Here is a 25,556-nt window from a genome sequence, read left to right as displayed (position 1 = left end):
CTATGCATACTTTAGGCTATATAGGTATAGCGAAGCGCCCTTAAGGACGCATAAAGACCCACACCTCTCATCTATGCGCTAAAGCGTTGCTAAGGAAGCCTTCGACCATAGAAGGTCTTGCCTGTGCGCTTTCAGCCGAAAAAAGCATCGAGTCCAGGAAGGCATCCGGCCGCTCAAAGGCAGAAACATCCCTTCCTTATCGTGAAGCGGCGCTTCGATCCCCTTAAGGAAGCGCTACAGGAGGATAGAGAAGACCTCCTGCACACTCGAGTCTCTCTCGCCCTTGCAAACCTTGCCATGTGTATATCTGCCGGCAGGCTGCACCTCCCGGCTCTCAGCGTCGCTTGATCCGTCTTGGAGCCTTATTGCGGTGCATGCGGCAGGATGGATGTAAGGATAGCGGCTCCTGCACGTGCTGGATGGGCATCCTTCCCTGCCTTTCCCGCATTCCGGCCTAGAAAAGTCGTGTGGTCGGTCCCCTCTGACACGTTATGGGGCATTAATCATCGTTTCCCTAGAGTGCTTCGAGGGCCTTCACGACCTACAGGTCAAGCTGAGCGATCACATGTGGTGGTACAACCACGAGCGGATACACTCGAAGCTAAGTTACATGAGCCCAGTCGAGTTCAGGGAAGAGTCCTTCACGATTCCGTCCAAATAGATGTTGCCAACCCGTGCTTCTTCCCGACGCTGAATGACTTTGCCGCTGACGTCCTGCGCTCCACAGGCGCGAGCTTGTCGATCCAGCTGGCAAGAACCTGCGAGCATCCTGGGTAGCCAATCTCACGGCAGGTGAAGGATTGTATCTGCCATGGGAGAGATAGTGCTTTACAGCGGAGCACTTCTGCCCTGGGCTGTAGCGCCGCATGGCTGCGCTTCTGCCAAGCTGCCTTTGCCTGTCTCCCATTCCTTATGCCATGCCATAAGTTGGACGTGGCTCGGATATCCCAGCTCGCGTATTGCGGCGGCCGCCTTCCTGCCATACCTGACATAGAGCTCTTTAGCTCTCGTCCTCTCCAGGAGGTATACATCTGTCCTCCAGATCAGTTGCTCGGTACGGATTTTCGTTACTACTCCCGGCACGCAACTCAGAGGCTATCAAATACGGCTATCAGCCCGCACCTTCCATCTTCCTGATGTTGCTGAGTGCTACATGGTCAGCAATTGAATTATCGAAGAGGTAGGGGAGTCTCGCCTCAAGATAGGATGTGAATGTCATTGCCCTCGCACAGAAAAAGTCTGGCTCATAGCTCTGTGGTTTCGATTTGTTCGATCGAAGGATTATCGTAATGGTTGCAAGGCGTGCGACAGGTGAGGAGGGATTACCGGTTATTGCACAGATACTGTAACCAAAATTGCGTGCGATACAGGCATCGTCTGCGAGGGCAATACCCGATTCATTGACAAGGAAAAGCATCCCTGTGTGGTTGCGGCGAGCTTGCGCTATCAGAGCCTGTCGTGTATACGAAAGGCAGCAGAAGCCATGAGACAAGAGGGCGGAGACGAGATAGTCTGCCGCGAATGCTCCATCACCTGCCCCGTAGACGAAAATCGACTTGTCTTTATTGTCGAGCAAGAGGTTCTGAACTTCAGGGAGAACTATTGATCCGCCGGGGGAATCTGGTGTTGCAGGTGGCTTTGACTGTTGTACAAGATAGCGACGGAGCTCAGGCCAGCCTGAAAAGCCAACACGGCGCGCCAGCAGAGTGATGCTTGCAGGGGAACAGCCAGCATCTTTTGCCACTTCTCCAATGGTCACAAGTGGATTCTTTCTTGCGAGGTCAGCCGCTGTCCTCCAGGCATGCTGCTGCTTTTCTGTCATATTTTTGAACATGCATTCTCCCCGAGAGACGCTGGGTCTTCATTGTGACTGGCCGCCAGTCGGGAGAGCTCGCTTAGCATGAGTTCGAAGAGCACGATTGTGCGCGGCGCGAAAAAATCATATCTCGAATCGTACGATGGCTTGATGCGAAATACTTCGTCTGTGAGCTGAGAAGTAGAGGTCTCTTTCACGACATCAGTGATAAGCACGGTGCAATAGCCTTCTTGCTGGGCAAGCTTGAAAAGTGGCTTGAAGGCAGAAAGTACGAAGCTGCCGGCTCCTGCTTTCTGGTCAATATTGTGCTCGAAGAAGAGAGCAATTCCCGGGTCAGTGCTTTTGGCGATTATGGATGCGTAGTCATATGTGCTTATCGCATAGATACCAAACATTGCAAGCTTGCGAGCAAGATAGGCTGAAAGTATTGCATCGACGGAGCATATATTCGAAGCTAGAACATGCTTGGCATGGCGTCTGTCCCAGAAAAGCGTGGCAAGCCGCGTCGCAGCATCGAGGGTGTCCTCGTCCTGTGTCGTGTTGAGCGGCAGAAAGCTATCTGATACCTCGTCTTCTTTGCCTGCACAAAGGGTCTCGCGCATATCGGCATATCCGGTATAGCCTAGTTTTTTTGCTAGCTTGACTATCGTGCTCTTTGCAACATCGCATTCATCGGCAAGCTCGGAGATGCTTACATACTCTGACTGGGAAATGTGGTAGTTGATTGCGCTCATGATTGTCTGGTCAGTTGCCGAAAGCTCTGATAAGACCTCGTACCCCATGCTGATGCTTCTTTGATTCTAAAAATCAAACTCTGTTCACTACCAACTAAATTAGAACACTTCTGTCAGCATAGATAGACGTGAATCTTACGGACGGTCGTATATTCATCTCAAAGATAGGACCCCATCTGAGCTTTGCTGGGGGAATTTGCTTGCAAAGGAGAAACTAGGGTATGGCTACATCACAGGATGCTGCTGTCAAGCAGAAGCGAAGCGCTTTAGGCGTCATGAAGCTCTTCTCTGGTGCCATCATACAGCCGATCGTGTTCCTTTCGGTTGTTGGCATTGTCCTTGCTGTCTGCGTGATTCTCAGGCTTTCGTTCATGCCAGCAGTGATTCAGACAATCGGCACATTCTTCTTCAATGTCTTTCTTCCAGCTGGCATCTCTAATTTGCCGGTCATCATCATGATAGGACTGTCGGTTGCATTTGCCCACAAGAAAAAGACCGATGCTGCTGTCGTCTCGATTCTTACGTTCCTCGTCTATCTCTATGCGAACAATACATTCCTCAAGATGACGGGACGTCTGATTCAGGCGGATACGCTGGCTGGTACCGGACAAGGCATGGCGCTTGGTCTCCAGGTCAATGATACGGGTGTCTTCGCTGGCATCATCATCGGCTGCCTTACGGGTTGGATCTTCAACCGTACCTGCGACACGCAGTTCCCGGAGGCACTGCGCATCTATGGTGGCTCGCGCTTCTCTGCTTTCTGCTGCATGATGATGGCAATCGCTTTTGGCATTGTCGTCTCCTATGTGTGGCCGTTTGTCAATAAAGGCATCAGTGCTCTTTCGACTCTCATTGAGGATTCCGGACTCTTCGGCGTCTTCGTTTATGGCTTCCTGAACCGCTTCCTGATCCCAACTGGTCTTCATCACCTTGTATACATGCCGTTCATGTATTCGGCAATTGGTGGTACGGCTACTATTGCTGGTCAGACCTATGAAGGTGCCGTTCCAATCTATACGGCAGAACTCGGGAATGCGTCTACTATTACGTCAATCGATCCGTCTGTCAAGTACGGACTCTTCGGCTTTTCGAAGATCTGGGGTTCCATCGGCTCTGTCCTCGCCTTCATCCATTGTGCACGTCCTGAGCGTAAAGACGATGTGAAGGCCATGATGCTTCCGGCAATGGGCGTTGCCCTTCTCGCTGGCATCACAGAGCCGCTCGAGTTCCTCTATCTCTTCGCTTCTCCGCTCCTTTGGCTCGTTCACTCCCTGCTTGATGGCTTGGGCCAGATGCTCGAGTTCGCTCTTGGATTCCGTCTCATGGCAGCGGGTGGCATCCTTGATATCATCCCTGGCTTAATTGCCCTACCAGCTGAGATGACCAAGTGGTATGTGTTCTTCATCATCGGCGTCATCTTCATCGCCGTCTGGTACTTCTCATTCGTGTTCCTGATTCAGAAGCTTGATCTCCATGTTCCTGGTCGCGAAGAGAACTATGTAGCTACTGGAACCGGTGCGGTCAAGAATGTCAAGGGCGTTGCTAGCATGGGTGATGTCCAGGACATTATCGATGGCCTCGGCGGCAAGAGCAACATCAAGGCGGTCATCAACTGCATGACAAGACTGAGGGTCGATGTCTATGACATCTCGAAGGTTGATAAGGACAAGATCAACCGCTTCAAGAACTCCGGCATTGTCATGAAGAAAGACAATGTCCAGATCATCATCGGCCTCAAGGTGGACGATGTCTGCGAAGCAATCAACCAGAAGCTCGGTGCCATCACTGAATAGGATGGCCTGTGCGTCTGGAAGGAAAGGAAGTATCCCATGCTCAATGAAGGAAAGCATTTCACAATCTGCATTGTTGGTGGCGGCTCGCGTTACACGCCGGGCATCCTGCGCATGATGGTGCATGAGATGGGGAGGTTCCCGCTCGACAAGGTCATTCTCTATGACTGCGAGTATGAGCGCCAGCATAGGGTTGCAGGGTATGCCCGCATCCTGATGCGCGAATATGCCCCCAAAACCGAGATTGTTGACACGACCGATCCCGCAGAGGCTTTCAAAGGCATCGACTTTGCGATGATGCAGATTCGTGCTGGACGCATGAAGATGCGCGAGTCCGATGAGCACATTGCCCTCAAGCATGGCTGCATCGGTCAGGAAACCTGTGGCGCCGGCGGCTTCGCCTACGGCATGAGGTCGATCCCGGCTGTCGTGAAGCTCATCCATCAGATTCGCCAGTATTCGCCTGATGCCTGGATCTTGAACTACTCGAATCCTGCTGCAATTGTCGCCGAGGCAACGAAGCGCATCTTCCCAGGCGACTACAAGGTCATCAACATCTGCGATATGCCTGTCGGTATCATGAGCATGTATGCGGAGACGCTTCACAAGAAGCCGAGCGAGCTTGAAGCTCGCTACTTTGGCCTCAACCACTTCGGCTGGTTCACCCATGTCTACGACAAGGAGACCGGTCACGACTATCTGCCAGAGATCAGGAAGATTTATTCGAACATGCCAGAGGATCCAGACGATCACGGCCTCGACCATTCTTGGGCTGAGACATACCGTTTCATGAATAAGATGATCCGCGAGATGCCGGATGAGTATCTGCCGAATACGTACCTCCAGTACTACCTCTATCCGCAGCATATGCTCTCGACTGAGAACCCGAACTATACCCGTGCAAACGAGGTTATGGATGGCTCCGAGAAGCGTACATTCGAGATGATCGATGAGGTCATCGCAGCCGGCAAGCTCAAGGGCACGAAGTATGAGCTCGATCCCTCCGACAATAAGGATGAGCACGCGACTTACATCGTGGATCTTGCCTATGCGCTCTCGCACAACACGGGCGACGTCTTCCTGTGCATGACAGAGAACCACGGCATCATCTCGAACTTCTCTGAGGGCGCTATGGTCGAGGTTCCCTGCCATATGGGCGTCCATGGTCCCGAGGCCATCAATGTCGGAGAGATTCCGACCTTCCAGAAGGGTATCCTCGAGAACCAGTTTGCCTACGAGAAGCTTACGGTCGATGCAAATCTCGAAGGCAGCTACCGCAAGGCCTGGCAGGCGCTGACACTTAACCGCCTCGTGAATGATAAGGATACGGCAAAGGCGCTGCTTGACGACTACATCGTCGCAAACAAGGGCTACTGGCCTGAACTCAAGTAGGAACATACGGGAGGCCATCTCTCAGGTGCCCCCCGGAAGCTTCGATACGAGAGAGGATAGATAATGAAAGGCACCAATCAGGAGCTTACAGCGCACGAATCGTTCAGGGCCCGCATAGGAAAGATTGCGAGACGGTTCCTTGGCCTCGGTCTCAAGCAGCAGATTCTTTGCATTGCTTCATTCGTGCTTGGCTACATCTATCCTCTTGCCGGCGTTGTGCTCTACTTCGTGCAGAAGAAGCGCAGATCTGATCCAGTCTGGCGCTTCTTCTCTCTTGCGGGGCCGATCTTTGCTGCAGCCATCTTCACAGCGAACTTTATCTTCTATAGTATCAATGGGTTCGCCTAAGGCAAGACGACGAAGGCTTCATGTATGGGCGGCATCGGGATACATCTCCGGTGCCGTCTTGTCATGAGGGAAGCCTTGCGCCCTAAAACGGGTAGTTTGGTACGGCGAATTAGCATTTTGAGTGCAACAGGATAGCGCCAGGCAGGGGTCATGGCACACTCCCGAAAGCTGCGATGTTGGTTGTATAAGCCATCATCGAACGTCGAGGGGAAATGCACCACTACACTCATCTTAGCGCCGCTGAGCGCAACAAGATCGCGAAGATGTACATCAGGTACTACTCACCCAGCAGCATCGCAAAGGCATCAGACAAAAGACAGCTCCAACGTGAGCCGCAAGCTTGAAAGGAACAGCCCACAGGAGAGACTATGGTGCCTGCGTGGCTCCAAAGGAGGGCAAGTGCGCACCGCGATGCCTGCAGGGCACGCAAGAGGCTGGCTGCACAGGTAAGGTCGCTTCATCGTGGATGAGCATTGGTCATCCGAGCAGGTGGCAGGCAGGATCTTGGCGTCGTGAGCTTTGCGGCCATCTAGCGCGCGACCTTGGCGCCCTGGACTCTCCCCGCACCCGACCAAACGAGCGACTGGAAAGGAAGGCGCCCGGCGCCAAAGGAGGGGCAATATCAAGGTCTCCCAGATGCTCTGAGAAAGGCTAAGGGAGGCCTTCTGAGCGCTTCTGTCTGGGTAAGTGGGCAAACCGACACTGTCGTGGGGCCAACCTCTGCGTGCCTGTAGGTCTGCCCGAGTGCTCCTTGTGGCTGCTCGTGGGCAGCAAGGGCGTGTGCGCTACCCAGCTCAGCGTCTTTGAGGGGTCCTCGCTCAAGACGATGACACCTGGTTGCGCCAAGCAGCTCTCCTGGCAGGGCTAAGGTCGCAAAAGCCTTGGGAGGTGTAAAGTTTTGCTTCTGCGAGCCGCACCACCTGTGGCAGAAGCCAATAGTTAAGAACACCGATGTCCTCATCTGTGAGTTCTTCCCCTAAGGGTGTAGCGACTTTTCCTAGGTCTCACACAAGGAGGTGCAACATGTCTTGGATCTGGTCTGCGACAGGCCAAGAAAGGTATTAGACTACAGGGCAGCCAACGAGGTCTTTAGGGAGATGGTGCACTCAGCTTGACAATCTGCCGGTGCAAAAAGCCGGCTCCCACCAGAAGGTGAAAGCCGGCGTATGATTCGAAGGTGTAGCCTGCGGAAGCCTTACTTGTTCAGTGCCTGCTCAACAGCAACAGCGCAGGCAACGGTACAGCCGACCATCGGGTTGTTGCCCATGCCGATAAGGCCCATCATATCGACGTGTGCCGGCACCGAAGAGGAGCCAGCAAACTGTGCGTCGGAGTGCATACGGCCCATGGTGTCGGTCATGCCATAGGAAGCGGGGCCAGCAGCCATGTTGTCCGGGTGCAGGGTACGGCCGGTGCCACCACCGGAAGCGACGGAGAAGTACTTCTTGCCGGCAGCCAGACGCTCCTTCTTATAGGTGCCCGCTACCGGGTGCTGGAAGCGCGTCGGGTTGGTGGAGTTGCCGGTGATGGAGATATCGACACTCTCATGCCACATGATTGCGACACCCTCACGGACGTCGTCGGCGCCGTAGCACTTGACGGCAGCACGAGGACCTTTGGAGTAGGGGATCTCCTCGACGATGTTGAGCTTGGAGGTGTAGTAATCAAACTTGGTCTTCACATAGGTGAAGCCGTTGATACGGCTGATGATCTGTGCGGCGTCCTTGCCAAGGCCGTTCAGGATAACGCGCAGCGGTTTCTTACGAGCCTTGTTGGCGTTGTTAGCGATACCGATTGCACCCTCTGCAGCTGCGAAGGACTCGTGGCCCGCCAGGAAGCAGAAGCACTCGGTGTCCTCGCCCAGAAGCATAGCGCCCAGGTTGCCGTGGCCCAGGCCGACCTTGCGCTCGTCTGCAACGGAGCCAGGGACGCAAAATGCCTGCAGGCCCTCACCGATAGCCTCTGCAGCATCGGTTGCTCTGGTGCAGTTCTTCTTGACTGCGATTGCACAGCCTAGTGTATATGCCCACTTAGCGTTCTCAAACGCGATTGACTGAATGCCGGTGGTGATAGCGTACGGATCAAACCCGAGATCGGTGCAGATTTTACGTGCATCCTTCAGGTCTTTGATGCCATATTTCTTGCAGGCTTTCTTGATGCCATCGATACGGCGCTCATAACCTTCAAACGTCACTGCCATGTCTATCAGCTCCTTTCCCTACTCTTGACGCGGATCGATGACTTTAGCAGCCTGATCCCACTGACCGAAGCGACCCATTGCGCCGTCCAAGGCCTTCTTAGGATCGGTGCCAGCCTTGACTGCGTCGGTGAATTTGCCGAGGTTTAGAAACTCAAAGCCCACGATCTCATCCTTGTCGTTGAGCGCCATGTGGGTGATGTAGCCCTGGGTGAGTTCGAGGTAGCGGGCGCCCTTTGCCTTGGTGCCATAGGTGGTGCCGACCATGGAGCGCATACCCTTGCCAAGGTCGTCGAGGCCGGTGCCGATAGGCAGTCCACCTTCAGAGAATGCGGTCTGAGAGCGGCCATAGACAATCTGGAGGAACAGCTCGCGCATTGCAACGTTGATTGCATCGCAGACAAGGTCAGTGTTGAGAGCTTCGAGAATCGTCTTGCCAGGCATAATCTCTGCTGCCATAGCTGCAGAGTGAGTCATGCCGGAGCAACCGATGGTCTCGATCAGGCACTCTTCAATGACGCCGTTCTTGATGTTGAGGCTGAGCTTGCAGGCACCCTGCTGCGGTGCGCACCAGCCTACACCGTGCGTGTAACCAGAGATGTCTTTGATCTCTTTCGCCTGAACCCATTTCCCCTCCTCGGGAATTGGTGCAGGTCCGTGGTCTGCGCCCTTGGCAACGGGGCACATCCTCTCCACTTCTGCGGAATACTGCATGGATTCTCCTCTCCAAATGCAATCGGCCTCAAACCCCCTATGAGCCAAGGCACAGCTTGCTAAACCGATAATACTGCGAACACAGATATGTGCCATTTTGAATTTGCAGATGGCCATTGTCCTCAGAAAATGGCCAGATGGAGGCCAGAAGACTCGAGGGTATAATGAATGGAGATAGCAATTTCTTAACGAAAGGAGCAGCTGTGACATTCAGGCAGACATCTGACAAGAAGGTTGCGGTCTTCCTTGCCAATGGCCTCGAGGAGATAGAGGGCCTCACGGTATGCGACCTTCTCTACCGTGCTGGCATCCCCTGCGATACCGTATCCATCACGGGTACGAAGGACGTGACGTCGTCCCATCAGATCCACATCGTGGCAGACAAGAGGATCGAGGACCTCGATTTCGATGAGTATGACATGCTCGTCCTTCCGGGCGGCATGCCGGGTACCTTGAACCTCGGCAACTGCAAGGCACTGACAGACAAAGTCGTGGAGTTCGCCCAGACCGGCAAGGAGATCGCTGCCATCTGTGCTGCGCCTTCCGTCCTCGCGAAACTTGGTCTTCTCAAGGGGAAGCATGCAACGTCGAATCCGAACTTCAAAGATACATGCGTCGAGGGCGATGCCATCTACTCTGAAGCTCCTGTCGTCGTCGACGGCAACATCATCACCTCCCGTGGCATGGGTACGGCCATCGATTTCAGCTTTGCAATCGTTGAGCACTATCTTGGCGAGACGGGAGTCGAAGACCTGAAGCCCCGTATCGTCTGGCAGGGAAAGTAGGCCTGCTTGCAGGGATGAGCCTCCTCGACTACGATAAGGATGCAAACGATTCGTGGTCGTCTCCGGACTCTGTCATCTTTGTGCCGAACAGCTATCTGGGCTGTGCGGCGCTTTTTTGTGCGTAGATGCCGGGTTGGGAGGTTTCATGGCAGAAGAGAGGCGTCAGGCACAATCTGGCAGCTTTCGAGATGCTTCTCGGAGGAGTAAGCTATGGGTTCATGGCAACAGCATACAAGCTGGCCTATACGGCAGGCTATAACTGGTAGTAGATCATGGCGGTGCAGGCCTGGACAGGATGCAATCTCTTCGTGCTCCTGGCACTGATCGAAGCCCTTTGCGGGACGCACCTTATGCGCCTGCCGGTCTGTGAGGCAGCAAAGCTCATGATACTCGGTGCACTCTCTGCAGTGGCTTCCTCCTTCTATTGCTTCTCGATGACAAGGCTCGAAGCGCCTGTGGCGCTCACGCTCCTCTCCCAGTATTCCTGGCTTGGCATCCCGGTCCAGCTTGTGCTCGATGACAGGAAGCTCACACACAAGGAGGTTTCTGGGCTCTTTGCTACTTATGGTGGGCAGCACTCCTGCATCCCTTGAGCACGTGGTACCCGGACAGCCAAGATTTTGGCGACGGATGCGGCCCTAAGGTGCGATATGGATGCTTAAGGCAGGTATGCTGGCAAGGCTCTCTAAGAGATCCCAGTGGGCTTAGGGATGAATGGAGGTTACAGACGTCTGGTTCGAAAAGCGCAGATGAGCGCAGGACGTGCTGCATGTAAGGGTGGCACACAGGAAGGGCCAGGCAAGTGGTGAGCCCGGTCTGCCACAGGCGCTGTAGCACCTGTGGCAGACACGAGAGGACCTTGTGGCATCTCAACATCTGGCAATACGAGACCATCGTGCACGGCGCAGTGTTGAGGGCCCCAAGGACGGCGTGCATGCTGCAAGAATACCCTGAAAGGTCCGTCCAAAGACGCATCACGGCGCTCTTTGAGGCCCAGCTGATACGTGATAGCGCTCTTTGGCATGAGCGTTGTGACCATAGCCTCTGCACGAGACAGCCCACGCGCATATGGAGGCTGCTTAGCAGAGCCGTCGTCGAGGTAAGGGATGCAGCAGACTACTCCGTAGTCGTGCGTGTGGGTACAGGCAACACCGCCAAAAGGCGCGACCAAAGCTGTATCAGCATCATGGCCGACCTCAACCACCAGCGCGCCATCACGGAAGGCAAAGGACAAAGGCGGCAAGTGAGATGAGCTTAAGGAGCATACAGGGGACAGGACGAAGGGCTTAGAGGCCATACTGCAACATAGCAAAGGCATACTCGCTCGGCGTGGCGGCGAAGATGCCCCAGGCCACCCAGATCCTGGGCAGCGTCCATGTGGTGGCAGCTCTTCACAAAGGCGACAGACCCTGTGAGGTGCACGCAGAGGCGCGAGCCGGCAGAGAAACATAAGGCAGCTCGCGGCTGAAGAGAAAGACCTGCTATTTAAAGTCAAGGGGTAAACCCAAGATTTTCGATAGGAACCTTAAGAAGTGAATATGGGATAAAGAGTAGACATGCTGACGCGCGCCTGTCAGATGGCAGAGGCGATACAGGACGTCTATGGCTGCCTTAACAGAAAATCTACATCCAAGGCCCCAGACCGTCTCTGCTCATGGATGATGCACTCTGCCGTGGCTAAGATGAAGAAGGTGGCAGACACGCTTAGAAAGGAGCGGGAGGGGGTCTTGAACTGGCGGAAGAGGAGTTTGACCAATTCATTTCTCGAAGGGCTCAACTCCCTTGTCCAGTCCGTCCGGAGCGCTGCCAGGGGCTTCAGGAGCATCGCCTACTTCAGGACGATAATCTTCCTCAGACTGGGAAACTCAACTTCTCGGCCCAGAGACAGCTGGCCTGTACTACCCAGTAGAGACGTCGAAGAGCTTTCTTTGGTTCAGTCCTGAAACCTGTGGGCAGATACCCATGGCTTGATGCTCAAAGAGACAGAAAAGCGGCCATCCTCTAGAATCTTGCATCGCAACATGTAGACTCCGAAGAAGGATGGAGTGCGATGACAAGTGTAGCATCCACGGCAGCCCAGCTGCCCGCCATTTCCCATGCCGGAGAAGACTCTGTCTTCTTCTGGAACCCCTCCCATCTCGTGGGCTTCGTGTAGGCAGGAGAGCCCAGAGAGGCTGTTCGCACCGAGGAGTTCTAAACATCGTCCAAAAGATACCGGACGCCGTCTCGCATACTCTCCGTGCCGAGCAGGCTCGAAGTAAAGGACGCACCGTCGTGTCCCTGCCGCGGAAGGCCGATGGAGAAAAACAGGAAGGCTCCCATCGCACTTTGGCATCTCCCTCTCGGGATGGAGAGGCAAGGATAGAGGTCTTGCGGCCAAGATGGGTATGCAGGGAGTGCGGGGCCTCCTGCATCGAGGAGGTACCCTTCAGGGCTTCAGGCCAGCGCATCACACTGTTGCTGCTTGCCTTCGTGTACGACCTGCTCGCCCTGGGGCAGACCCTCAAGGCAGTGTCGCCCACGGCAGGCCTGCCTAGAAACGTCGTGAAAAAGATCGAACGCGCGAGGCTCTCTGAGCTCTACACACGGAAGGGGGAAGGCAGCAAGCGAAAGCTGCGCAAGCCCGAGCGGCAGGCACGGTATCTGGGTGCAGATACGTTCAAGCTTCATGGCGGGCACCGCTGCGCCACCGTGGTCATAGACCTTAAGACAGGGCATGCCCTGTAGCTCGCATACTCCAAGAAGAGACAGGTCGTGCATGATTTCTGCAACTTCGTGCTCGCTGAGTGGATGTTTGCATGTGGAGGTCATAGCCTGCGACATGAACGCAGACTTCGAGTGCGCATTCCTCGAGAGGTTCCTACACCTGGACATCGTCTACGACTACTTCCATATCGTGAAGAACTTCAACGAGAAGGTGATCTATAAGGTCAGGAAGGATAAGCAGGCAAGGCTTAAGGGACGATGGAGACAGCGAGGCCGCGCGTGCCCCTCAAGCACTCCACATACATCCTTAAGTCCTGTGCGGACACAAGGGAGAGGAAGGAGCGCGATGCACGCGCCGGCAAGGTGGTCTTAAGGGGAAACGCCCTCTTCGGCAAGCAGGAGGTTGTGCAGAAGGGAGGCGCCAGGGAGCGCTGCGAGGAGCTCATATCTCAAAACGAACTCCTCGCTACCTGCGACATCGTAGATGAGATGCTCACGCAGGCCTATTCGTGTACCGATGCGGATGCGATACGCGCTGCCATGGAGAGGATCGTGGACACGTGCCGCTGCACGAAAGACAGGCATTCCGCCAGGGTTGCCCGCCTCGTGGAGGGGCACATGGAGGGAATCGTCGCGCATGCCAGGCACCGGATCTCTTCGGGTAGGGTGGAAGGCACCAACCAGATGATCAAGATGCTCAGGAGGGCAGGCTAGGGAAACGATGATTAATGCCTATGCCGCCCGCGAAAGGCCACGTGACTGGTCCTTTCTGGCATATCATTGGGAATTAATCATTGTTTCCCTAGGGATACCCTAACGACGAATACTTCTTCCTCAAGATATTCGATTGCGAGCAGGTGCTACTCGAAGGCAGCCGGGGCTGGTGCGTGATGGGTCTGCACACAGGTTTTAGGTCTGAGCCCTTTCTTTTTGACGACCGACGTGCTCGTCGAGGCTAAGGGCTCCCTCCGCTACCTTTCCATCTCAGGCTGCCTCTTCTATGCACCGCACTGGCTTGCTTTTGCTGTCATTATGGCTACCAACTCTGGGACTGGCGGTAGCACAACCTACTGTGGCGCCTGTGTAGCGTCGCTTGCGCATACACCGCGCTCCTGCGAGCTTGTTTGCCCCTCGTGCGGAAACATCGTCTATTCGTGCATCAATATTCGGTGCGATCGTCGTGATCGTGGACGGCGAGCGCCTGCTCCTCACGAAGTATGCAGGCGGACGTATCACATCACACACCATGCGCTCATCGCAGGATATACCGAGGTAGGCGAGACCCTGGAGGAGTGCTGCCGGCGCGAAATCAAGGAGGAGGTAGGCCTTTCCGTGCGCGATCTCACCTACGTCACGGACCAGCCCTGGTCTTTCTCTGATACCCTCCTCGTTGGCTTCTTCGCCAAGCTTGACGGCCCGGATGAGCTCACGGTCGACGGGGAGGAGCTCAGCCTCGCCGAATGGGTCGAGAGAAAGGATCTCCCCACAACGCATGAGGACACGTCGAGCATGACAAACTGGATGATCGATCTCTTCGTGAGGGGGACCCCTTCAGCAAGAAGGCCTAGTCTCCAGAAATCCAGAAGATATCGATTCAGAAGGAAATCCCAGACCAGGCGCGCTCCGCCTGCATCTTCCTGTAGGAATCGGTCTAGCCAGCGAGACCTGCCGCGACGGCGATGAAGGCGATGATGACACCGACGATGGACTCGCCACCAAGGACTCCCGAAGCAACGACGAGGCCAGTTTCGTCTGCCTCCTTCGCAGCCTCTTGAGCTTTGGCCTCAGTCATATCCTTCCGGCGCTCACGCTGGATCCTGTCGTAGACCTGCTTGGCAAGCGCGCCCAAGAAGGCTGTGAAGCTCATGTAGAAGGGCAGATAGACCCCGAGACCTATAAGCATCGAAGGAAGCCCTGCCCAATAGAGCGCGATGCCGGCCACAAGGCCCACGAAGAGGGTAGGAAGGCTCGGGATCCCTGACACCATGGTCGCGACGACCGAAGCCTGAGCTGAGACAAATTCCTTGCCTGGTCCGAAGGCATCAGGCCCATAGGCACCGACAAGTGCCACCATCACGGCTGCTGCCACGATAGCGCCGATGATGCCGCCCAAGGCCTGACCGAGCCACTGGGCCCTCGGGTCGGTGCCGAGGATGGCACCAGCCTTGAAGTCGTTCATAACATCGCCGGCAAGGCCACAGGTGACAGCGACGATGCCGGCCACGAAGAAGAGCTTTACCTGCGCGATATCGGAGAAGGCAGCCACTGCGAGAAGGGCCATGAGGCCGAAGATTTCCATCGGGTCGATGCCGGTCTGGCCACAGGACTGCGCGCTCATGATCGTCGCGACGAAAGCAAAGACTACGACGACAATGGCGGGAAGGGGTCCCAAGCCCAGACCGAAGCAGATGAGGAGCACCACGGCTGCGACAGCAACTCCGAAGATGCCGGCATCGAGGCGGATGGATCCTGTGGCGAGAGAGTAGGGAGAGTCCTTCTCCTCGGTGGCTTCATTCTTGAGGCCCGAGAAGATTGTCTTCGCCTCGGGCAGGATGTCCTTCACGACGGTTGCGATGCCGGAACCCATCATGAGGCCCATGCCGAGAGAAGAGACGATGCCCTGGGCCGTGGTCACATCCCAGAGGCCTGTGGCAGAGCCTCCGACAATGAGGCCGAAATTTGCAAAGAGAGCGCCTGCGAACCAGAAGAGGACCGGCACCCAGCCGACGAGGAAGCCAACGGAAAGCATCATCGGCGAGTCATAGATGCCGAAGGTGATGCCGGGGATGGGAAGGGTGGCAAACATCGTCGGCAGGGCACCTAGGCCGTCGCGCAGGACGCTCCAGAGGCCGGCTATCCCCATCGAGCAGAAGAGCTGGCGTCCAGTCTCGCCACCGGCTTCGGTCGCGCGCAGGGTCTCTGCAGCGGCCGTACCGGTCGGGAATTCGAGCGCAGCATCGACGATGAAATGGCGGTGTATCAAGGCTGTGGAGATGAGGCCGAGGATCGTGCCCGCAAGCGCGACGAGAAAGATCTCGGTCCAGCCGATCTGGTCACCGAGTCCCAGCATCCAGGTGCCAGGAATCGTGAAGGCAAGGCCGCCTGCGACCATAGCGCCTGCGCTCATGATTGTATGCGTGACATTCGCTTCGTTCAAGGTGGTGTGTCCCAGAAGCTTCAGGAAGAAGAGGGAGATGACGGCCGCGAAGACGATGGGCCAGGGAAGGGCTCCGAGTTTCAGTGCCGTGTAGACGGACGAGGCCGTGATGATGACACAGCCGATGCAGCCGATAAGGGTACCCCGGAGGGTGAGCTGCCCCTGCCATGAGGCAGAAAGCTTGCGTTCTTGCATGTACGCTCCTTGAGGTATATCCGCTCTCCCTCAGCGGAGAGTCGGGTTACGCTGGCAGAACGACTATAGTATACAAGCAAGGTCCCGTTGTGGGGACTGCGCCGAAAATATCTTCAGAAGTAGACCAGCTATATGAGGTCAAGACCAAACTGAGCCTTCTGTACCGATCTTTCGACGGAGGCTTGCGGTATGGCTGCCGGGGCCGCCAAGGGACCTTGATAGCCGAATACCGAATGCTTCTGGATGCAGCACAGGGGGAGAGCACCACACCATCTGTCTGGATCGAAGGGCTTCCCGTCGCGCATGAGCGCATACACGATGTAGCAAAGCTTACAGGTCACAGCGATCCTGTGCGGCTTGCCCTGCGCCCGCTTCTTGCGCTAGAAGCCCCAAAGCATCGGGTCGTATTGCCAGACCCGGCTCACGGCGAGCCACAGTGCCCACCTGAGGTATAGGGAGCCGTGCTTCGTGATGGACAGCCGCGAACTTATCCGACTCACCCACGCCTGAATGGAGGCCGGCGTATCTGACGATCGGCGCGGCGCTGCCGAACCGCTTCGCCTTGCCGATTTCGGCGCCGGTCACGCTGCCTGCGTGGGGTATCGCGGCTATAGTGGGCTCGACCCTCGCGAGCAGCCCGAAGATCTGTTCCCTCGACCACCTCTATGGTGGATTTCAGGAACTCTATCTGCAAGACCATGCACCTCATCTGGAACGGATGTGCCAGACTCGTTGAGCCTGATGCCGACAGAGGAGTTCGCCTCGCCGAGCCTGCCCCTTTAGCCTTCCCGGAGCAGTTTCAGCGAGGCGGGCCCGAACATGTTGGTGAGGCACCCTGCATATTTCGGGAAGCAGGAGCCCAGTACGCAGATGGCCTGGGCCTTCAGCGTGGCGAGCTGCATCTTGCTCGAAGTTGTCCTGGTGCAGTGTGTTGGCTATAAGGATGCTGTCTATCCTTTCTGCCTTGAGCCGCCTGCGCCATCGAATCTGCACATGGCATGCACCTGCATGGGGGCTGATGACACAGAGCCTGTAGATTGCCGACACGAGCCTGGAGAAGCAGGCCCTCCAGCAGTGCCCGCTCGCCTTTATGCCCACGAACACATCGTCTAGGCTTTCGTCCACAGACTCCAACCATGTAAGGCCCGCTCGAATCCGGCAGCGGCCTGCCGATCTGGCTGCCGACATCGTCTGCTGCCCCGATCACGTGGTTCGTCTTCGCGATGTGCATACCTGCATACACCATCTTGCCTCTCCTTGCAGACGCTGGCAGGCTCACTTCCATACTCACTCGGGGCCGCAGGCTCCTGGAAGAGATCCAAGGTGCCCCACTTCGGCGCCCTCATCCAGCTAATCTGCGGCTTCCCCTAGCTGTGGCAGGCTGCCTGACTCCTTCGCGAGATGTATAGCTTTCATATGCCATGTCGGCAACTCTGCCCGCCAGAATCTGCATTGCACCCTGAAGCATTCGGTATTCGGCCTCAAGATGCAACAACTAGAAGATAGGAGCGTGTTATGCCCGAGAACAGTAGTCTCTTTGTCCTTACCGCCGATATCGGCAATACCGAGACGACGTTTGGTCTCTTTGCGCCTGAAACCGGTCCAAATGCAGAACCTCTTGCCACCTTCGCGCTCACGACGAAAAAGCATCTCACGGCAGATGAGGTCAGGCTCTCTGTCAGGGAAGTTCTGCAGCTCATGGCAGAAGACGCAGGGACTGCAGCACCTGCTTCCTTCGGTTCCATCCTCTCCTGTGTTGTGCCGTGCCTTACGGAAGCCTGGCGCGAGGGCTTGGGCGTTACCTCAGGCCTGCGTCCCCTTGTCGTGGGGCCGGGGCTCAAAAGCGGCATGCGCCTTGCCTACAAGGATCCGGCAGAGATTGGCCCCGACCGGCTTGCCGATGCGGTGGCAGTGCGTGCGCGCTACGGGGCGCCTGCGGTCGCTGTCGACTTCGGGACGACTCTGAACATCGAGGCAGTGGGGGCAGATGGTTCGTTTCGTGGCGGCATCATAGCACCCGGACTTTCGCTCGGCGCGAAGGCGCTGAGCGAGTCTGCTGCACGGCTGCCCGAAATCGAGCTCTCGGTGCCAGTGCATGCTATCGGCACCTCGACAGTTGAGGCGATGTGCTCGGGCCTTGTGCTGGGGGAGCTTGCGAAGGTCGATGGTCTCATTGACTGCGTCTTCGATGAGCTTGGAGGCGAAGCTCTTGTCGCAGTCACGGGAAGCCAGGCCCGAGAGCTTACAGCTCTTCTCAGGCATGAGGTGACAGCGGATGCGACGCTCACGCTCAGAGGCCTCCATGAGATCTATCTTTCGAACCCAAAGCTTCAGGGAAGGGCAGTGGCTCGGTAAGGAAGAGGGCACCTGAAGGCACCCTCTTGGCATGCACTCTGTGTTCTGCTCTACATCGAATGGGTCTCGAAGATCGGGTCATTGTGCCAGATCGTGGGCACACTGGCCGCAAGCGTCTTCGGTATATCGAGGAGGCGCTGGTCCGAGGAGCTGCGGAGACGAAGCGAGATGCCCTTGAGGTCCTGGACGAAAAGGGGCCCTCCACAAGGATGGAAAGGGTCTGGAGGATGCGGTCCGTGATCTCGCAGCGGGGAGACCCCGTATAGGGGACATGCACGGGCTCTGTACCGGCAAGCTCCTCATACGTGAAATCGGAGTAGAGCCAGATCGGCTTCTCCGGGTAGATCTTCTTCACGTGTTCGGGGAAGTCCACAAGGCTACGCTGGTTCTCGGGCTCCATCGGCTCATCGCCGAGCGTCGAGAGGCCGTCCACATAGAAGGGCTCTATGCTCTCGATGGTGGTGTCCTCGATGTCTTTCGTGAAAGGCTTGCTGGCAGAGAATTTCCAGGCCACTTCGTTGAAGCAGAACGGGCAGTGCCTCTTGCAGCCGGAAACGAAGAGCGTCGTCCTCACGCCGGTACTGTTCGCACTGTCGCAGTATTTGATCTCGGAGTAGTTCATCCACCAGCCTCTCCCCTGCACTCTCTCTTGTCTTACCCTAGCAGGCTCTGCCGACAGGAACATGCGAGCGCGGCAGAGTACAAGAAGAGCGGGGACAGGCCTCCCGGTCTATCCCCGCATCAGGTATGAAGCGATGCCTTACAGATGCAGTACGCGATCCTTGATCTCCTGCGTGCGGCCCTGGTTCCAGAACTGGGTGCCGATGTAGCCGCAGGTGCGGCGCGCCACATTCATCTTGTCCTGGTCACGGTTGCCGCAGTTCGGGCACTCCCAGACGAGCTTGCCATCGTCTTCGACGATCTTGATCTCACCGTCGTAGCCGCACACCTGGCAGTAGTCGCTTTTCGTGTTCAGCTCTGCGTACATGATGTTGTCGTAGATGAACTGGATGACGCGGACGACTGCCTCGAGGTTGTCCTGCATGTTTGGGACCTCGACGTAGCTGATAGCTCCACCAGGGGAGAGGCGCTGGAACTGGCTTTCGAACTTGAGCTTGGTGAATGCATCGATCTTCTCGGTCACGTGGACGTGATAGGAGTTGGTGATGTAGTTCTTGTCGGTGATGCCTTTGATGATACCGAAGCGGCGCTGCAGAGCCTTCGCGAAGGTGTAGGTCGTGGACTCAAGCGGGGTGCCATAGAGGGAGTAGTCGATGTTTTCGGCTTGCTTCCACTGGGTGCACTTGTCGTTCATATACTGCATCACAGAGAGGGCGAACGGGGTTGCCCCTTTGTCGGTGTGGCTGTGGCCGGTCATGGCCTTGACGCACTCATAGAGGCCGGCGTAGCCGAGACTTAGCGTGGAGTATCCGCCGTAGAGCAGCTTGTCGATCTTCTCGCCCTTGTCGAGGCGGGCCAGGGCACCATACTGCCAAAGGATCGGGGCAGTATCAGAAGTGGTGCCGACCAGACGGTCGTGTCTGCAGCGCAGTGCCTTGTGGCAAAGCTCCAGACGCTCGTCGAAGATCTTCCAGAACTGATCCATATCACCGTGGGCTGAAAGTGCGACATCTGGCAGGTTGATCGTCACAACGCCCTGGTTGAAGCGGCCATAGTATTTCGGCTTGCCCGGCTCGTAGTTCTTAGCCTTGGCGATATTGTTGTAGCCGTTGCCGGTCTTGTCCGGGGTCAGGAAGGAACGGCAGCCCATGCAGGTGTACACGTCGCCGTGGCCTACGGTCTCGCCCTTGGAGAGCTTGTACTCACGCATCTTCTTCTCGGAGATGTAGTCAGGGACCATACGCTTTGCGGTACACTTAGCAGCAAGCTTCGTGAGATAGAAGTAAGGGTCTTCCGGATGGATGTTGTCGTCCTCGAGCACATAGATGAGCTTCGGGAAGGCCGGCGTGATCCATACACCCTTCTCGTTTTTCACGCCCTGGTAGCGCTGGCGCAGCATCTCTTCGATGCACATCGCGAGGTCGTGCTTTTGCTGCTCGTTTTGGGCCTCGTTGAGGTACATGAAGACGGTGATGAACGGAGCCTGGCCGTTGGTGGTCATCAACGTGACAACCTGATACTGGATGGTCTGGATGCCGCGGGCGATCTCCTGCTTCAGGCGTCTCTCGACGAGCTCATCGATCTTCTCCTGGGAAGGACACGCATCGATTGCATCAAGCTCTGCTGCGACCTGACGGCGGATCTTCTTTCTGGAGACGTCGACAAACTTGGAGAGGTGGTACAGCGAGATTGACTGGCCACCATATTGGCAGGAGGCAACCTGTGCGATGATTTGGGTTGCAATGTTGCAGGCGGTAGAGAAGGAGTGCGGCTTTTCGATCAGGGTGCCAGAGATAACGGTACCGTTCTGTAGCATATCGTCGAGGTTAACCAGGTCGCAGTTGTGCATATGCTGCGCATAGTAGTCAGCGTCGTGGAAGTGGATGATGCCTTGGCGGTCTGCCTCAACAACATCTTTTGGGAGGAGCATTCTGCGGGTCAGGTCACGGGAGACTTCACCGGCCATGTAGTCACGCTGTACGGAGACGACCTGCGGGTTCTTGTTGGAGTTCTCCTGCTTGACTTCCTCATTGTTGCACTCGATGAGGGACAAGATCTTGTCATCCGTCGTGTTCTTCTGGCGCTTCAGAGACTGCACGTAGCGATAGATGATGTACTTGCGGGCTACCTCATAGCGGTCCAGTGCCATGATCTCGTCCTCAACCATGTCCTGGACCTCTTCGACGCAGACGGTATGTCCTGCCTGCTTGCAACGGTCAGTGACGTTCTCAGCGGCAAAGACGATCTCGCGCTCCGTGAGGCGCTGCTCGTCTTTCACCTCTCTGTTGGCTCCCTTGATTGCGTTCTCGATCTTAGTGATATCGAATTCGACTTCTGAGCCATTACGCTTGATTATCTTCATGATCCCCTCCCATATAGGCACACACTGCGTGTCTTAACAGCTCTCTGTATCGTTGAACACAAGGGGGTTGTAGTTCTGTTTGAGCTCTGTTTTGCTTATTTCTAGTGTGCACCCTCATGCTCTACTGATTAGTATGCCACAACTCATATACTACCGCTAGTGTTCAGTTCCATGAACGACAACAATATATTGTTGAAAGCTTGTTGATTATTTGTTGATGACACACATCCGCACAGGTATCGGCGGGGGTCAGAAAGGCGTTGAAAACTGTTCGACACGACCAAATATATTTAAGAGTATTTGACATCCATTTGCCAAATTTCACACGATCTTCTGATTAAAATCCAGCACGTGTGTGTTGGCCAAGGTAGGTATCGTATCCTTTTATTTTGCGTGCGCTATGCTTGCGTGAACATATCCCTGAAGCGAACGGATTGGGACGCCACCTCTCCTACAATGCAGCACAATTTTAAAATCTAGCAGTCTAGGGAAACGATGATTAATGCCCCATAACGTGTTAGAGGGGGCCGACCACACGACTTTTCGCGGCCGGTATGCGAGAAAGGCAGGGAAGGATGCTCATCCAGCACGTGCAGGAGCCGCCATCCTTACATCTGTCCTGCCCCATGCACCGCAATAAGGCTCCAAGATGGATCAAGCGACGCTGGGAGCCGGGAGGTGCAGCCTGCCGGCAAAAGATGCACATGGGTAAGGTTTGTACGGGCGAGGCAGACTCGAGCATACAGGAGGTCTTCTCTATCCCCTGTAGCGCTTCCTTAAGGGGTCGAAGCGGCGCGCCACGATAAGGAAGGGTGCTTCTGCCTTTGAGCGAACGCATGCCTTCCTGGACTCGATGTCCTTCTCGGTAAAGAGTGCACAGGCAAGGCCCTCTCTAGTCGAAGGCTTTCTTAGCGACACTTTAGCGCATAGATGAGAGGTGTGGGTCTTTATGCGTCCTTAAGGGCGCTTCGCTATACCTATATAGCCTAAAGTCTGCGCAGAAAAACCTATCATCTTTCCTTACGAGTGTGTGTGCCACAGGATATGTCGGATACATTCTAGGCGATCGTCTCCACACCATGCACAAGGCCACCTGCGGCATCCACGCCGATATGCGCCTTGTATCAGATACGCCAGGCTCCCCCTTTCTTGGACTGGTGCGCTTTAAGGGTCGCGCGCATGGTCTTTGTCCTTCGTGGAGCTTTAAGGCCCAGGTGAAGGTCACATCCACCATGGAGCCGCCTTGCGCCGTGATCCCTGCCTTCTTAAGTTCTAAGTCCAGGCGCAAAGCACAAGCCTTGCCGAACTCCTCTTGCTTTAAGGCTATGGCGTATCTTCGCGCTTGTCGTTGCATCTGGTACCTGCGCCTGCATGAGGTCTACGTGCACAGAAGCGCTGCCAGGAGTAGCAATCCAGGATAGCATCCTTAAGTTCCCTCGTCTTAAGAGAGCAAACATAACCTAAAGCAGGATACATCCTAAAGCTTTGTCTTTGCAGTGCGCACATGCCTGACAAGAGCCTGTCAGTGGTAGCTGGTATCTACCAGTGCAATCCAGCTATCCCACACAACGATTGCATCCATTTGCTCCAGGAATGCCTCTCGCCGGTTCTTCTTCCTTAGACCTTAGGATTTAAGGTCCTAAAAGCTCATCTGGCTGCCCATATCTTCCTTTTGGATATGCAGGAATACGTGGATGTAGCTATACCATATCCAGAAGACAGATAGGCATCTATGTGGGTATGGGCACTGCGTGGTTCGAGACATTTTAAGCCGATGTCATACAGCGTGCGGCCCCGCCGACCTCATCGAGGCGAATTAATCATCGTTTCCCTAGTATTCGCGATGAGGTGGCAGACAAAACCAAGTACATGATTGTATCCCTGGCAAACCTGGTGAGTTCTGTGGGAACGCATGGGGTCTACGAGGCGATCATCACCTTCGCAAAGAAGCACGATATCGTAATCATCCACGACAACGCCTATGCAGATGTGGTCTTTGAGGGTAAGAGTGGTTCTTTCTCCAGCTATCCAGGCGCTATGGATGTAGGCGTTGAGTCCCTCTCACCCTCCAAGTTCTTCGACGTGACCGGTGTACGTCTGAGTTTCCTGGTGAGTAGAGAAGATATTGTCCAGGCTACCTATAAGATCAGAAGCCAGGTGGACTTCGGTAAGTTCTTAGTTGAGCAGAAGGTTGCAGTCGTCTGTCTGGAAGGCCCCTCGACGGCATAGAGTGTCAGAGGCTGGCCGACAAAGAGTGCCGGACGTCCTGTGCGATGGGTTGGCCGATTTCGGCTGGGAGAGACCCAACTGTCACGGTACACTGCTTGTGTGGGCAAAACTGCCCGAGGGCTACACTGACTCAGTGAGGTTCACGATGGATCTCATGGAGAAGACTGGCGTGATCGTGACCCCATACTCGAGTTTTGGCTCGCACGGTGAAGGCTATGTCCGCTTTGCTTTGGTGCTGCTTTTGGAGAAGATTAAAGAGGTGCTGCACGCGATTGTAGAGGTGGACCTTAAAGTGAGAGGAACGGCTATGGAGTACGAAGATTTTATGAAGCTGGTCAAGACCAGCCGCACCTATCGCAGATTCTATGAAGGCAGTCCGGTTGGGAAAGCGGATCTGGACCGCATCGTTGACTGCGCTCGCTTTGCGCCCACTGGCAACAATACCCAGCTCTTGAGATTCCATGAGGTATTCGGAAAAGAGGACTGCGTCAAAGTTTTCTCCCATCTCGGATGGGCCGCACTCTATAAAGACTGGGACGGCCCTAAAGAAGGGGAGCGCCCAACAGCTTATATTCTGATCTTGGTCCCAAGTGACGGGCTTACCAACCGTACCCGTTGCTATGATGTTGGTATCGCTGCTCAGACGATACGTTTAGCGGCCCAGGTCCAAGGCCTCGGTGGTTGCATCATGCAGAACTTCGATAAAGACTTAATCAAAGAAGTTGGGCTTCAAGACTCAGGCTGTGCTATCTCGTTGGTGCTGGCGCTCGGCTACGCAAAGGAGAACGTGCAGCTGGAAGATGTTGACGAAGAGCACGACTGGAAATATTGGCGCGATGAGAACGAGACGCACCACGTACCCAAGCGTGCTCTAAAAGACCTGCTCATCTAGCGCAGAGCCCCTAATAACCAAGGATTAAGCTATACCGTCTCCCGAAAAATATTAGCCTTGGGGAGACGGTCTTTTTGTATTGCGTTATGGTTAAAAAATTGAAAAAAAATGTAATAGGTTTTGCCAGGGGAGAGTCATGAAAATCGATGAGCGAGCAGTGATATGCGGCCTTGATGCAGCAGACAGCGACGAGGTGCTAAGGACACTCGCCCAGAGGCTTATCGATCTGAACTATGTGAAAGATGACTATGCCGACGCCGTGATCGAGCGTGAGGATGATTATCCGACCGGTCTTGAGTGCGACCCTGTCAATGCGGCGATTCCACACTGCACTAACAACTATTCCCTGGTGGATGCGTTGGGCGTCGCAACCCTCAAACACCCTGTGGACTTTATGGAGATGGGGACCTCCGACCAAAAGATCCCCGTACGCATCATGCTGATGCCCGTGGTGGTTGACCCCGCCGAGCAGGTACCGATGCTCGTAAGGGCAATGAAGTTCCTCGATCTGAAGGACAAAGTGCAGGGGCTTGCTGAAGCAAAGAGCTCCCGTGAGATTATCTCTATCATCGGTGATACGTTCAGCGAAGATGAGTGACGCTTGAGGGGCAAGACCTCATACACCCCTATCTGATTTCTAAAGTATCAGTTGTCTAATACGGACAGAGAAGCAGCCCCATAGTGCGGATTGATAGCAGCCACCTGACAATGATCGTTCGAGATCATGGCTGAGGCCGTCTGTACCTTGCTCCGGCTATTCGAGCCTGTTGGGAGTGGGTGTTCCGGTAAGGTCCCTCTGAGGTTACCAAAGGCAGTCATACCTCATGTACGCGGAGCTTCGGTAATCCTTACAGTAGCTTTTCCTTTAAGTATTCGACATAGTTGGTAATCAATCGTAGGGACATCTACAAATCAGAGGGCTTGCTCAGAATGAGAGAAATCTAGACAGTTCCTGCAGCTCACTATGTGTGCGCTACCGATATGGATAATAATATTATCTAGACTGTTAGATTGAGCTTTAAAGGACAGGTGGCATCTGCCACAGAGCTTTCAAGAGGTGCCGGCTTTGGACAGGGATGTCCCTGCACGTCCTAACCTTGTCAGGTCACAAGCCTTTGTCGCGACCATAAAGCTTACAGGCGACATAGCTATCTTTAAGGACCACAAAAGGCTTTATCTAGCTTAGCGTCGCGATCGTGCTGTGAGCACCTTATGGTCGTCGGCTAAAGTATACAAAGACGCCTTAAGGCAAGCCTTATCATC

26 protein-coding genes are annotated in these 25,556 nt (G+C 55.2%); 17 read left to right on the top strand and 9 right to left on the bottom strand.

Translation table 11 applies throughout. From position 1 onward, the window contains the following. The first annotated feature begins 412 nt into the window (after positions 1-412). On the top strand, positions 413-661 hold the full coding sequence (locus J4859_RS17020; RefSeq protein WP_212329725.1) for an IS3 family transposase: 249 nt from the start codon (positions 413-415) through the stop codon (positions 659-661). A gap of 450 nt (positions 662-1,111) precedes the next feature. Here the strand turns inward: J4859_RS17020 and J4859_RS17785 are convergent, their stop codons facing one another. Next, positions 1,112-1,822 (bottom strand): MurR/RpiR family transcriptional regulator, encoded by a 711-nt coding sequence (locus J4859_RS17785; protein ID WP_371812252.1) that lies wholly within the window; start codon positions 1,820-1,822, stop codon positions 1,112-1,114. Then, positions 1,819-2,598, bottom strand: a complete 780-nt coding sequence (locus tag J4859_RS10665; RefSeq protein WP_256436720.1) for a MurR/RpiR family transcriptional regulator — start codon at positions 2,596-2,598, stop codon at positions 1,819-1,821. Before J4859_RS10665 ends, J4859_RS17785 begins: the two co-directional genes overlap by 4 nt. 173 nt (positions 2,599-2,771) lie before the next feature. Between J4859_RS10665 and J4859_RS10660 the strand changes: the two genes are divergently transcribed. From J4859_RS10660 to J4859_RS10645, 4 genes are all read left to right on the top strand, one after another. After that, positions 2,772-4,343, top strand: coding sequence for a PTS transporter subunit EIIC (locus J4859_RS10660; RefSeq protein ID WP_212329721.1), 1,572 nt, complete (start codon positions 2,772-2,774; stop codon positions 4,341-4,343). A 36-nt stretch (positions 4,344-4,379) separates the two neighbouring features. Beyond that, on the top strand, positions 4,380-5,732 hold the full coding sequence (locus tag J4859_RS10655) for a 6-phospho-alpha-glucosidase (RefSeq protein WP_212329720.1): 1,353 nt from the start codon (positions 4,380-4,382) through the stop codon (positions 5,730-5,732). 63 nt (positions 5,733-5,795) lie between these two features. Then, positions 5,796-6,080: a hypothetical protein gene (locus J4859_RS10650; RefSeq protein WP_212329719.1), complete on the top strand. Its 285-nt coding sequence runs from the start codon at positions 5,796-5,798 to the stop codon at positions 6,078-6,080. A 724-nt stretch (positions 6,081-6,804) separates the two neighbouring features. Then, the gene (locus J4859_RS10645) at positions 6,805-6,948 is read left to right on the top strand and encodes a hypothetical protein (RefSeq protein WP_212329718.1); all 144 of its coding nucleotides are present in this window, start codon (positions 6,805-6,807) and stop codon (positions 6,946-6,948) included. Between the two features lie 327 nt (positions 6,949-7,275). On the opposite strand, the gene J4859_RS10640 is transcribed toward J4859_RS10645, so the two are convergent. Together J4859_RS10640 and J4859_RS10635 are read right to left on the bottom strand one after the other, a co-directional pair. Further along, on the bottom strand, positions 7,276-8,280 hold the full coding sequence (locus J4859_RS10640) for a GGGtGRT protein (RefSeq protein WP_212329716.1): 1,005 nt from the start codon (positions 8,278-8,280) through the stop codon (positions 7,276-7,278). An 18-nt stretch (positions 8,281-8,298) separates the two neighbouring features. After that, positions 8,299-8,991, bottom strand: a complete 693-nt coding sequence (locus J4859_RS10635) for an iron-sulfur cluster assembly scaffold protein (RefSeq protein ID WP_212329714.1) — start codon at positions 8,989-8,991, stop codon at positions 8,299-8,301. 203 nt (positions 8,992-9,194) lie between these two features. On the opposite strand from J4859_RS10635, the gene J4859_RS10630 reads away from it, so the two are divergent. The 8 genes from J4859_RS10630 to J4859_RS17775 all read left to right on the top strand — a co-directional run bounded on the left by J4859_RS10630 (position 9,195) and on the right by J4859_RS17775 (position 14,165). Continuing rightward, complete coding sequence (locus J4859_RS10630; RefSeq protein ID WP_249113602.1) at positions 9,195-9,776, top strand: DJ-1 family glyoxalase III; 582 nt, start codon at positions 9,195-9,197, stop codon at positions 9,774-9,776. Between the two features lie 272 nt (positions 9,777-10,048). Then, positions 10,049-10,369, top strand: coding sequence for a hypothetical protein (locus tag J4859_RS10625; RefSeq protein ID WP_212329712.1), 321 nt, complete (start codon positions 10,049-10,051; stop codon positions 10,367-10,369). Positions 10,370-10,905: 536 nt separating this feature from the next. Next, positions 10,906-11,028 (top strand): hypothetical protein, encoded by a 123-nt coding sequence (locus tag J4859_RS17010; protein ID WP_256436719.1) that lies wholly within the window; start codon positions 10,906-10,908, stop codon positions 11,026-11,028. A gap of 304 nt (positions 11,029-11,332) precedes the next feature. After that, the gene (locus J4859_RS10620; RefSeq protein ID WP_256436718.1) at positions 11,333-11,719 is read left to right on the top strand and encodes a transposase; all 387 of its coding nucleotides are present in this window, start codon (positions 11,333-11,335) and stop codon (positions 11,717-11,719) included. A 427-nt stretch (positions 11,720-12,146) separates the two neighbouring features. Continuing rightward, positions 12,147-12,503, top strand: coding sequence for a hypothetical protein (locus J4859_RS10615; protein WP_212329709.1), 357 nt, complete (start codon positions 12,147-12,149; stop codon positions 12,501-12,503). Continuing rightward, positions 12,493-12,855 carry a transposase gene (locus tag J4859_RS17780; RefSeq protein WP_371812037.1) on the top strand — a complete coding sequence of 121 codons (363 nt, stop codon included), beginning with the start codon at positions 12,493-12,495 and terminating at the stop codon, positions 12,853-12,855. Before J4859_RS10615 ends, J4859_RS17780 begins: the two co-directional genes overlap by 11 nt. Further along, entirely contained in the window at positions 12,741-13,196 is a 456-nt protein-coding gene (locus J4859_RS10605) for a transposase (RefSeq protein ID WP_249113601.1), read from the top strand. The genes J4859_RS17780 and J4859_RS10605 overlap by 115 nt, the downstream gene beginning before the upstream one ends. 318 nt (positions 13,197-13,514) lie before the next feature. Then, positions 13,515-14,165 (top strand): NAD(+) diphosphatase, encoded by a 651-nt coding sequence (locus J4859_RS17775; protein WP_371812251.1) that lies wholly within the window; start codon positions 13,515-13,517, stop codon positions 14,163-14,165. Here the strand turns inward: J4859_RS17775 and J4859_RS10595 are convergent. Both J4859_RS10595 and J4859_RS10590 read right to left on the bottom strand, forming a co-directional pair. Further along, on the bottom strand, positions 14,134-15,834 hold the full coding sequence (locus J4859_RS10595) for an OPT/YSL family transporter (protein ID WP_212329703.1): 1,701 nt from the start codon (positions 15,832-15,834) through the stop codon (positions 14,134-14,136). The genes J4859_RS17775 and J4859_RS10595 overlap by 32 nt on opposite strands. A 330-nt stretch (positions 15,835-16,164) precedes the next feature. Then, positions 16,165-16,419 carry a hypothetical protein gene (locus tag J4859_RS10590; RefSeq protein ID WP_212329702.1) on the bottom strand — a complete coding sequence of 85 codons (255 nt, stop codon included), beginning with the start codon at positions 16,417-16,419 and terminating at the stop codon, positions 16,165-16,167. A 930-nt stretch (positions 16,420-17,349) separates the two neighbouring features. Between J4859_RS10590 and J4859_RS10585 the strand changes: the two genes are divergently transcribed. Continuing rightward, positions 17,350-18,189, top strand: coding sequence for a type III pantothenate kinase (locus tag J4859_RS10585; protein ID WP_212329701.1), 840 nt, complete (start codon positions 17,350-17,352; stop codon positions 18,187-18,189). Here J4859_RS10585 and J4859_RS10580 read toward each other — a convergent pair. The 3 genes from J4859_RS10580 to J4859_RS10570 all read right to left on the bottom strand — a co-directional run bounded on the left by J4859_RS10580 (position 18,125) and on the right by J4859_RS10570 (position 22,090). Further along, positions 18,125-18,811 carry a 4Fe-4S cluster-binding domain-containing protein gene (locus J4859_RS10580; protein WP_249113599.1) on the bottom strand — a complete coding sequence of 229 codons (687 nt, stop codon included), beginning with the start codon at positions 18,809-18,811 and terminating at the stop codon, positions 18,125-18,127. The two genes, J4859_RS10585 and J4859_RS10580, sit on opposite strands and share 65 nt — an antisense overlap. 138 nt (positions 18,812-18,949) lie before the next feature. Further along, complete coding sequence (gene nrdD / locus J4859_RS10575) at positions 18,950-21,172, bottom strand: anaerobic ribonucleoside-triphosphate reductase (RefSeq protein WP_212329700.1); 2,223 nt, start codon at positions 21,170-21,172, stop codon at positions 18,950-18,952. Positions 21,173-21,928: 756 nt separating this feature from the next. Next, the gene (locus J4859_RS10570; protein ID WP_212329699.1) at positions 21,929-22,090 is read right to left on the bottom strand and encodes a hypothetical protein; all 162 of its coding nucleotides are present in this window, start codon (positions 22,088-22,090) and stop codon (positions 21,929-21,931) included. A gap of 951 nt (positions 22,091-23,041) precedes the next feature. On the opposite strand from J4859_RS10570, the gene J4859_RS10565 reads away from it, so the two are divergent. The 3 genes from J4859_RS10565 (at position 23,042) to J4859_RS10555 (ending at position 24,891) form a co-directional block, all read left to right on the top strand. Further along, entirely contained in the window at positions 23,042-23,401 is a 360-nt protein-coding gene (locus J4859_RS10565) for an aminotransferase class I/II-fold pyridoxal phosphate-dependent enzyme (RefSeq protein WP_212329697.1), read from the top strand. Positions 23,402-23,426: 25 nt separating this feature from the next. Then, entirely contained in the window at positions 23,427-24,293 is an 867-nt protein-coding gene (locus tag J4859_RS10560; RefSeq protein WP_212329695.1) for a nitroreductase family protein, read from the top strand. Between the two features lie 136 nt (positions 24,294-24,429). Continuing rightward, positions 24,430-24,891, top strand: coding sequence for a PTS sugar transporter subunit IIA (locus J4859_RS10555; RefSeq protein ID WP_212329693.1), 462 nt, complete (start codon positions 24,430-24,432; stop codon positions 24,889-24,891). Positions 24,892-25,556 lie beyond the last annotated feature (665 nt).

It is taken from the genome of Atopobium sp. oral taxon 416 (assembly GCF_018128285.1).
GTDB lineage: Bacteria > Actinomycetota > Coriobacteriia > Coriobacteriales > Atopobiaceae > Olsenella_L.
This window is presented reverse-complemented; position numbering and strand designations above follow the sequence as displayed.

Bases quoted from the DNA above. Each gene is read 5' to 3' on its own strand.
- J4859_RS10620 (WP_256436718.1), top strand. From the start codon at position 11,333: ATGCTGACGCGCGCCTGTCAGATGGCAGAGGCGATACAGGACGTCTAT.
- J4859_RS17775 (WP_371812251.1), top strand. From the start codon at position 13,515: ATGGCTACCAACTCTGGGACTGGCGGTAGCACAACCTACTGTGGCGCC.
- nrdD (WP_212329700.1), bottom strand. From the start codon at position 21,172: ATGAAGATAATCAAGCGTAATGGCTCAGAAGTCGAATTCGATATCACT.
- J4859_RS10665 (WP_256436720.1), bottom strand. From the start codon at position 2,598: ATGGGGTACGAGGTCTTATCAGAGCTTTCGGCAACTGACCAGACAATC.
- J4859_RS10565 (WP_212329697.1), top strand. From the start codon at position 23,042: ATGATTGTATCCCTGGCAAACCTGGTGAGTTCTGTGGGAACGCATGGG.
- J4859_RS10640 (WP_212329716.1), bottom strand. From the start codon at position 8,280: ATGGCAGTGACGTTTGAAGGTTATGAGCGCCGTATCGATGGCATCAAG.
- J4859_RS10605 (WP_249113601.1), top strand. From the start codon at position 12,741: ATGGAGACAGCGAGGCCGCGCGTGCCCCTCAAGCACTCCACATACATC.
- J4859_RS10580 (WP_249113599.1), bottom strand. From the start codon at position 18,811: ATGAACTACTCCGAGATCAAATACTGCGACAGTGCGAACAGTACCGGC.
- J4859_RS10625 (WP_212329712.1), top strand. From the start codon at position 10,049: ATGGCGGTGCAGGCCTGGACAGGATGCAATCTCTTCGTGCTCCTGGCA.
- J4859_RS10650 (WP_212329719.1), top strand. From the start codon at position 5,796: ATGAAAGGCACCAATCAGGAGCTTACAGCGCACGAATCGTTCAGGGCC.
- J4859_RS10660 (WP_212329721.1), top strand. From the start codon at position 2,772: ATGGCTACATCACAGGATGCTGCTGTCAAGCAGAAGCGAAGCGCTTTA.
- J4859_RS10555 (WP_212329693.1), top strand. From the start codon at position 24,430: ATGAAAATCGATGAGCGAGCAGTGATATGCGGCCTTGATGCAGCAGAC.
- J4859_RS17780 (WP_371812037.1), top strand. From the start codon at position 12,493: ATGCCCTGTAGCTCGCATACTCCAAGAAGAGACAGGTCGTGCATGATT.
- J4859_RS10635 (WP_212329714.1), bottom strand. From the start codon at position 8,991: ATGCAGTATTCCGCAGAAGTGGAGAGGATGTGCCCCGTTGCCAAGGGC.
- J4859_RS10595 (WP_212329703.1), bottom strand. From the start codon at position 15,834: ATGCAAGAACGCAAGCTTTCTGCCTCATGGCAGGGGCAGCTCACCCTC.
- J4859_RS17785 (WP_371812252.1), bottom strand. From the start codon at position 1,822: ATGACAGAAAAGCAGCAGCATGCCTGGAGGACAGCGGCTGACCTCGCA.
- J4859_RS10585 (WP_212329701.1), top strand. From the start codon at position 17,350: ATGCCCGAGAACAGTAGTCTCTTTGTCCTTACCGCCGATATCGGCAAT.
- J4859_RS10655 (WP_212329720.1), top strand. From the start codon at position 4,380: ATGCTCAATGAAGGAAAGCATTTCACAATCTGCATTGTTGGTGGCGGC.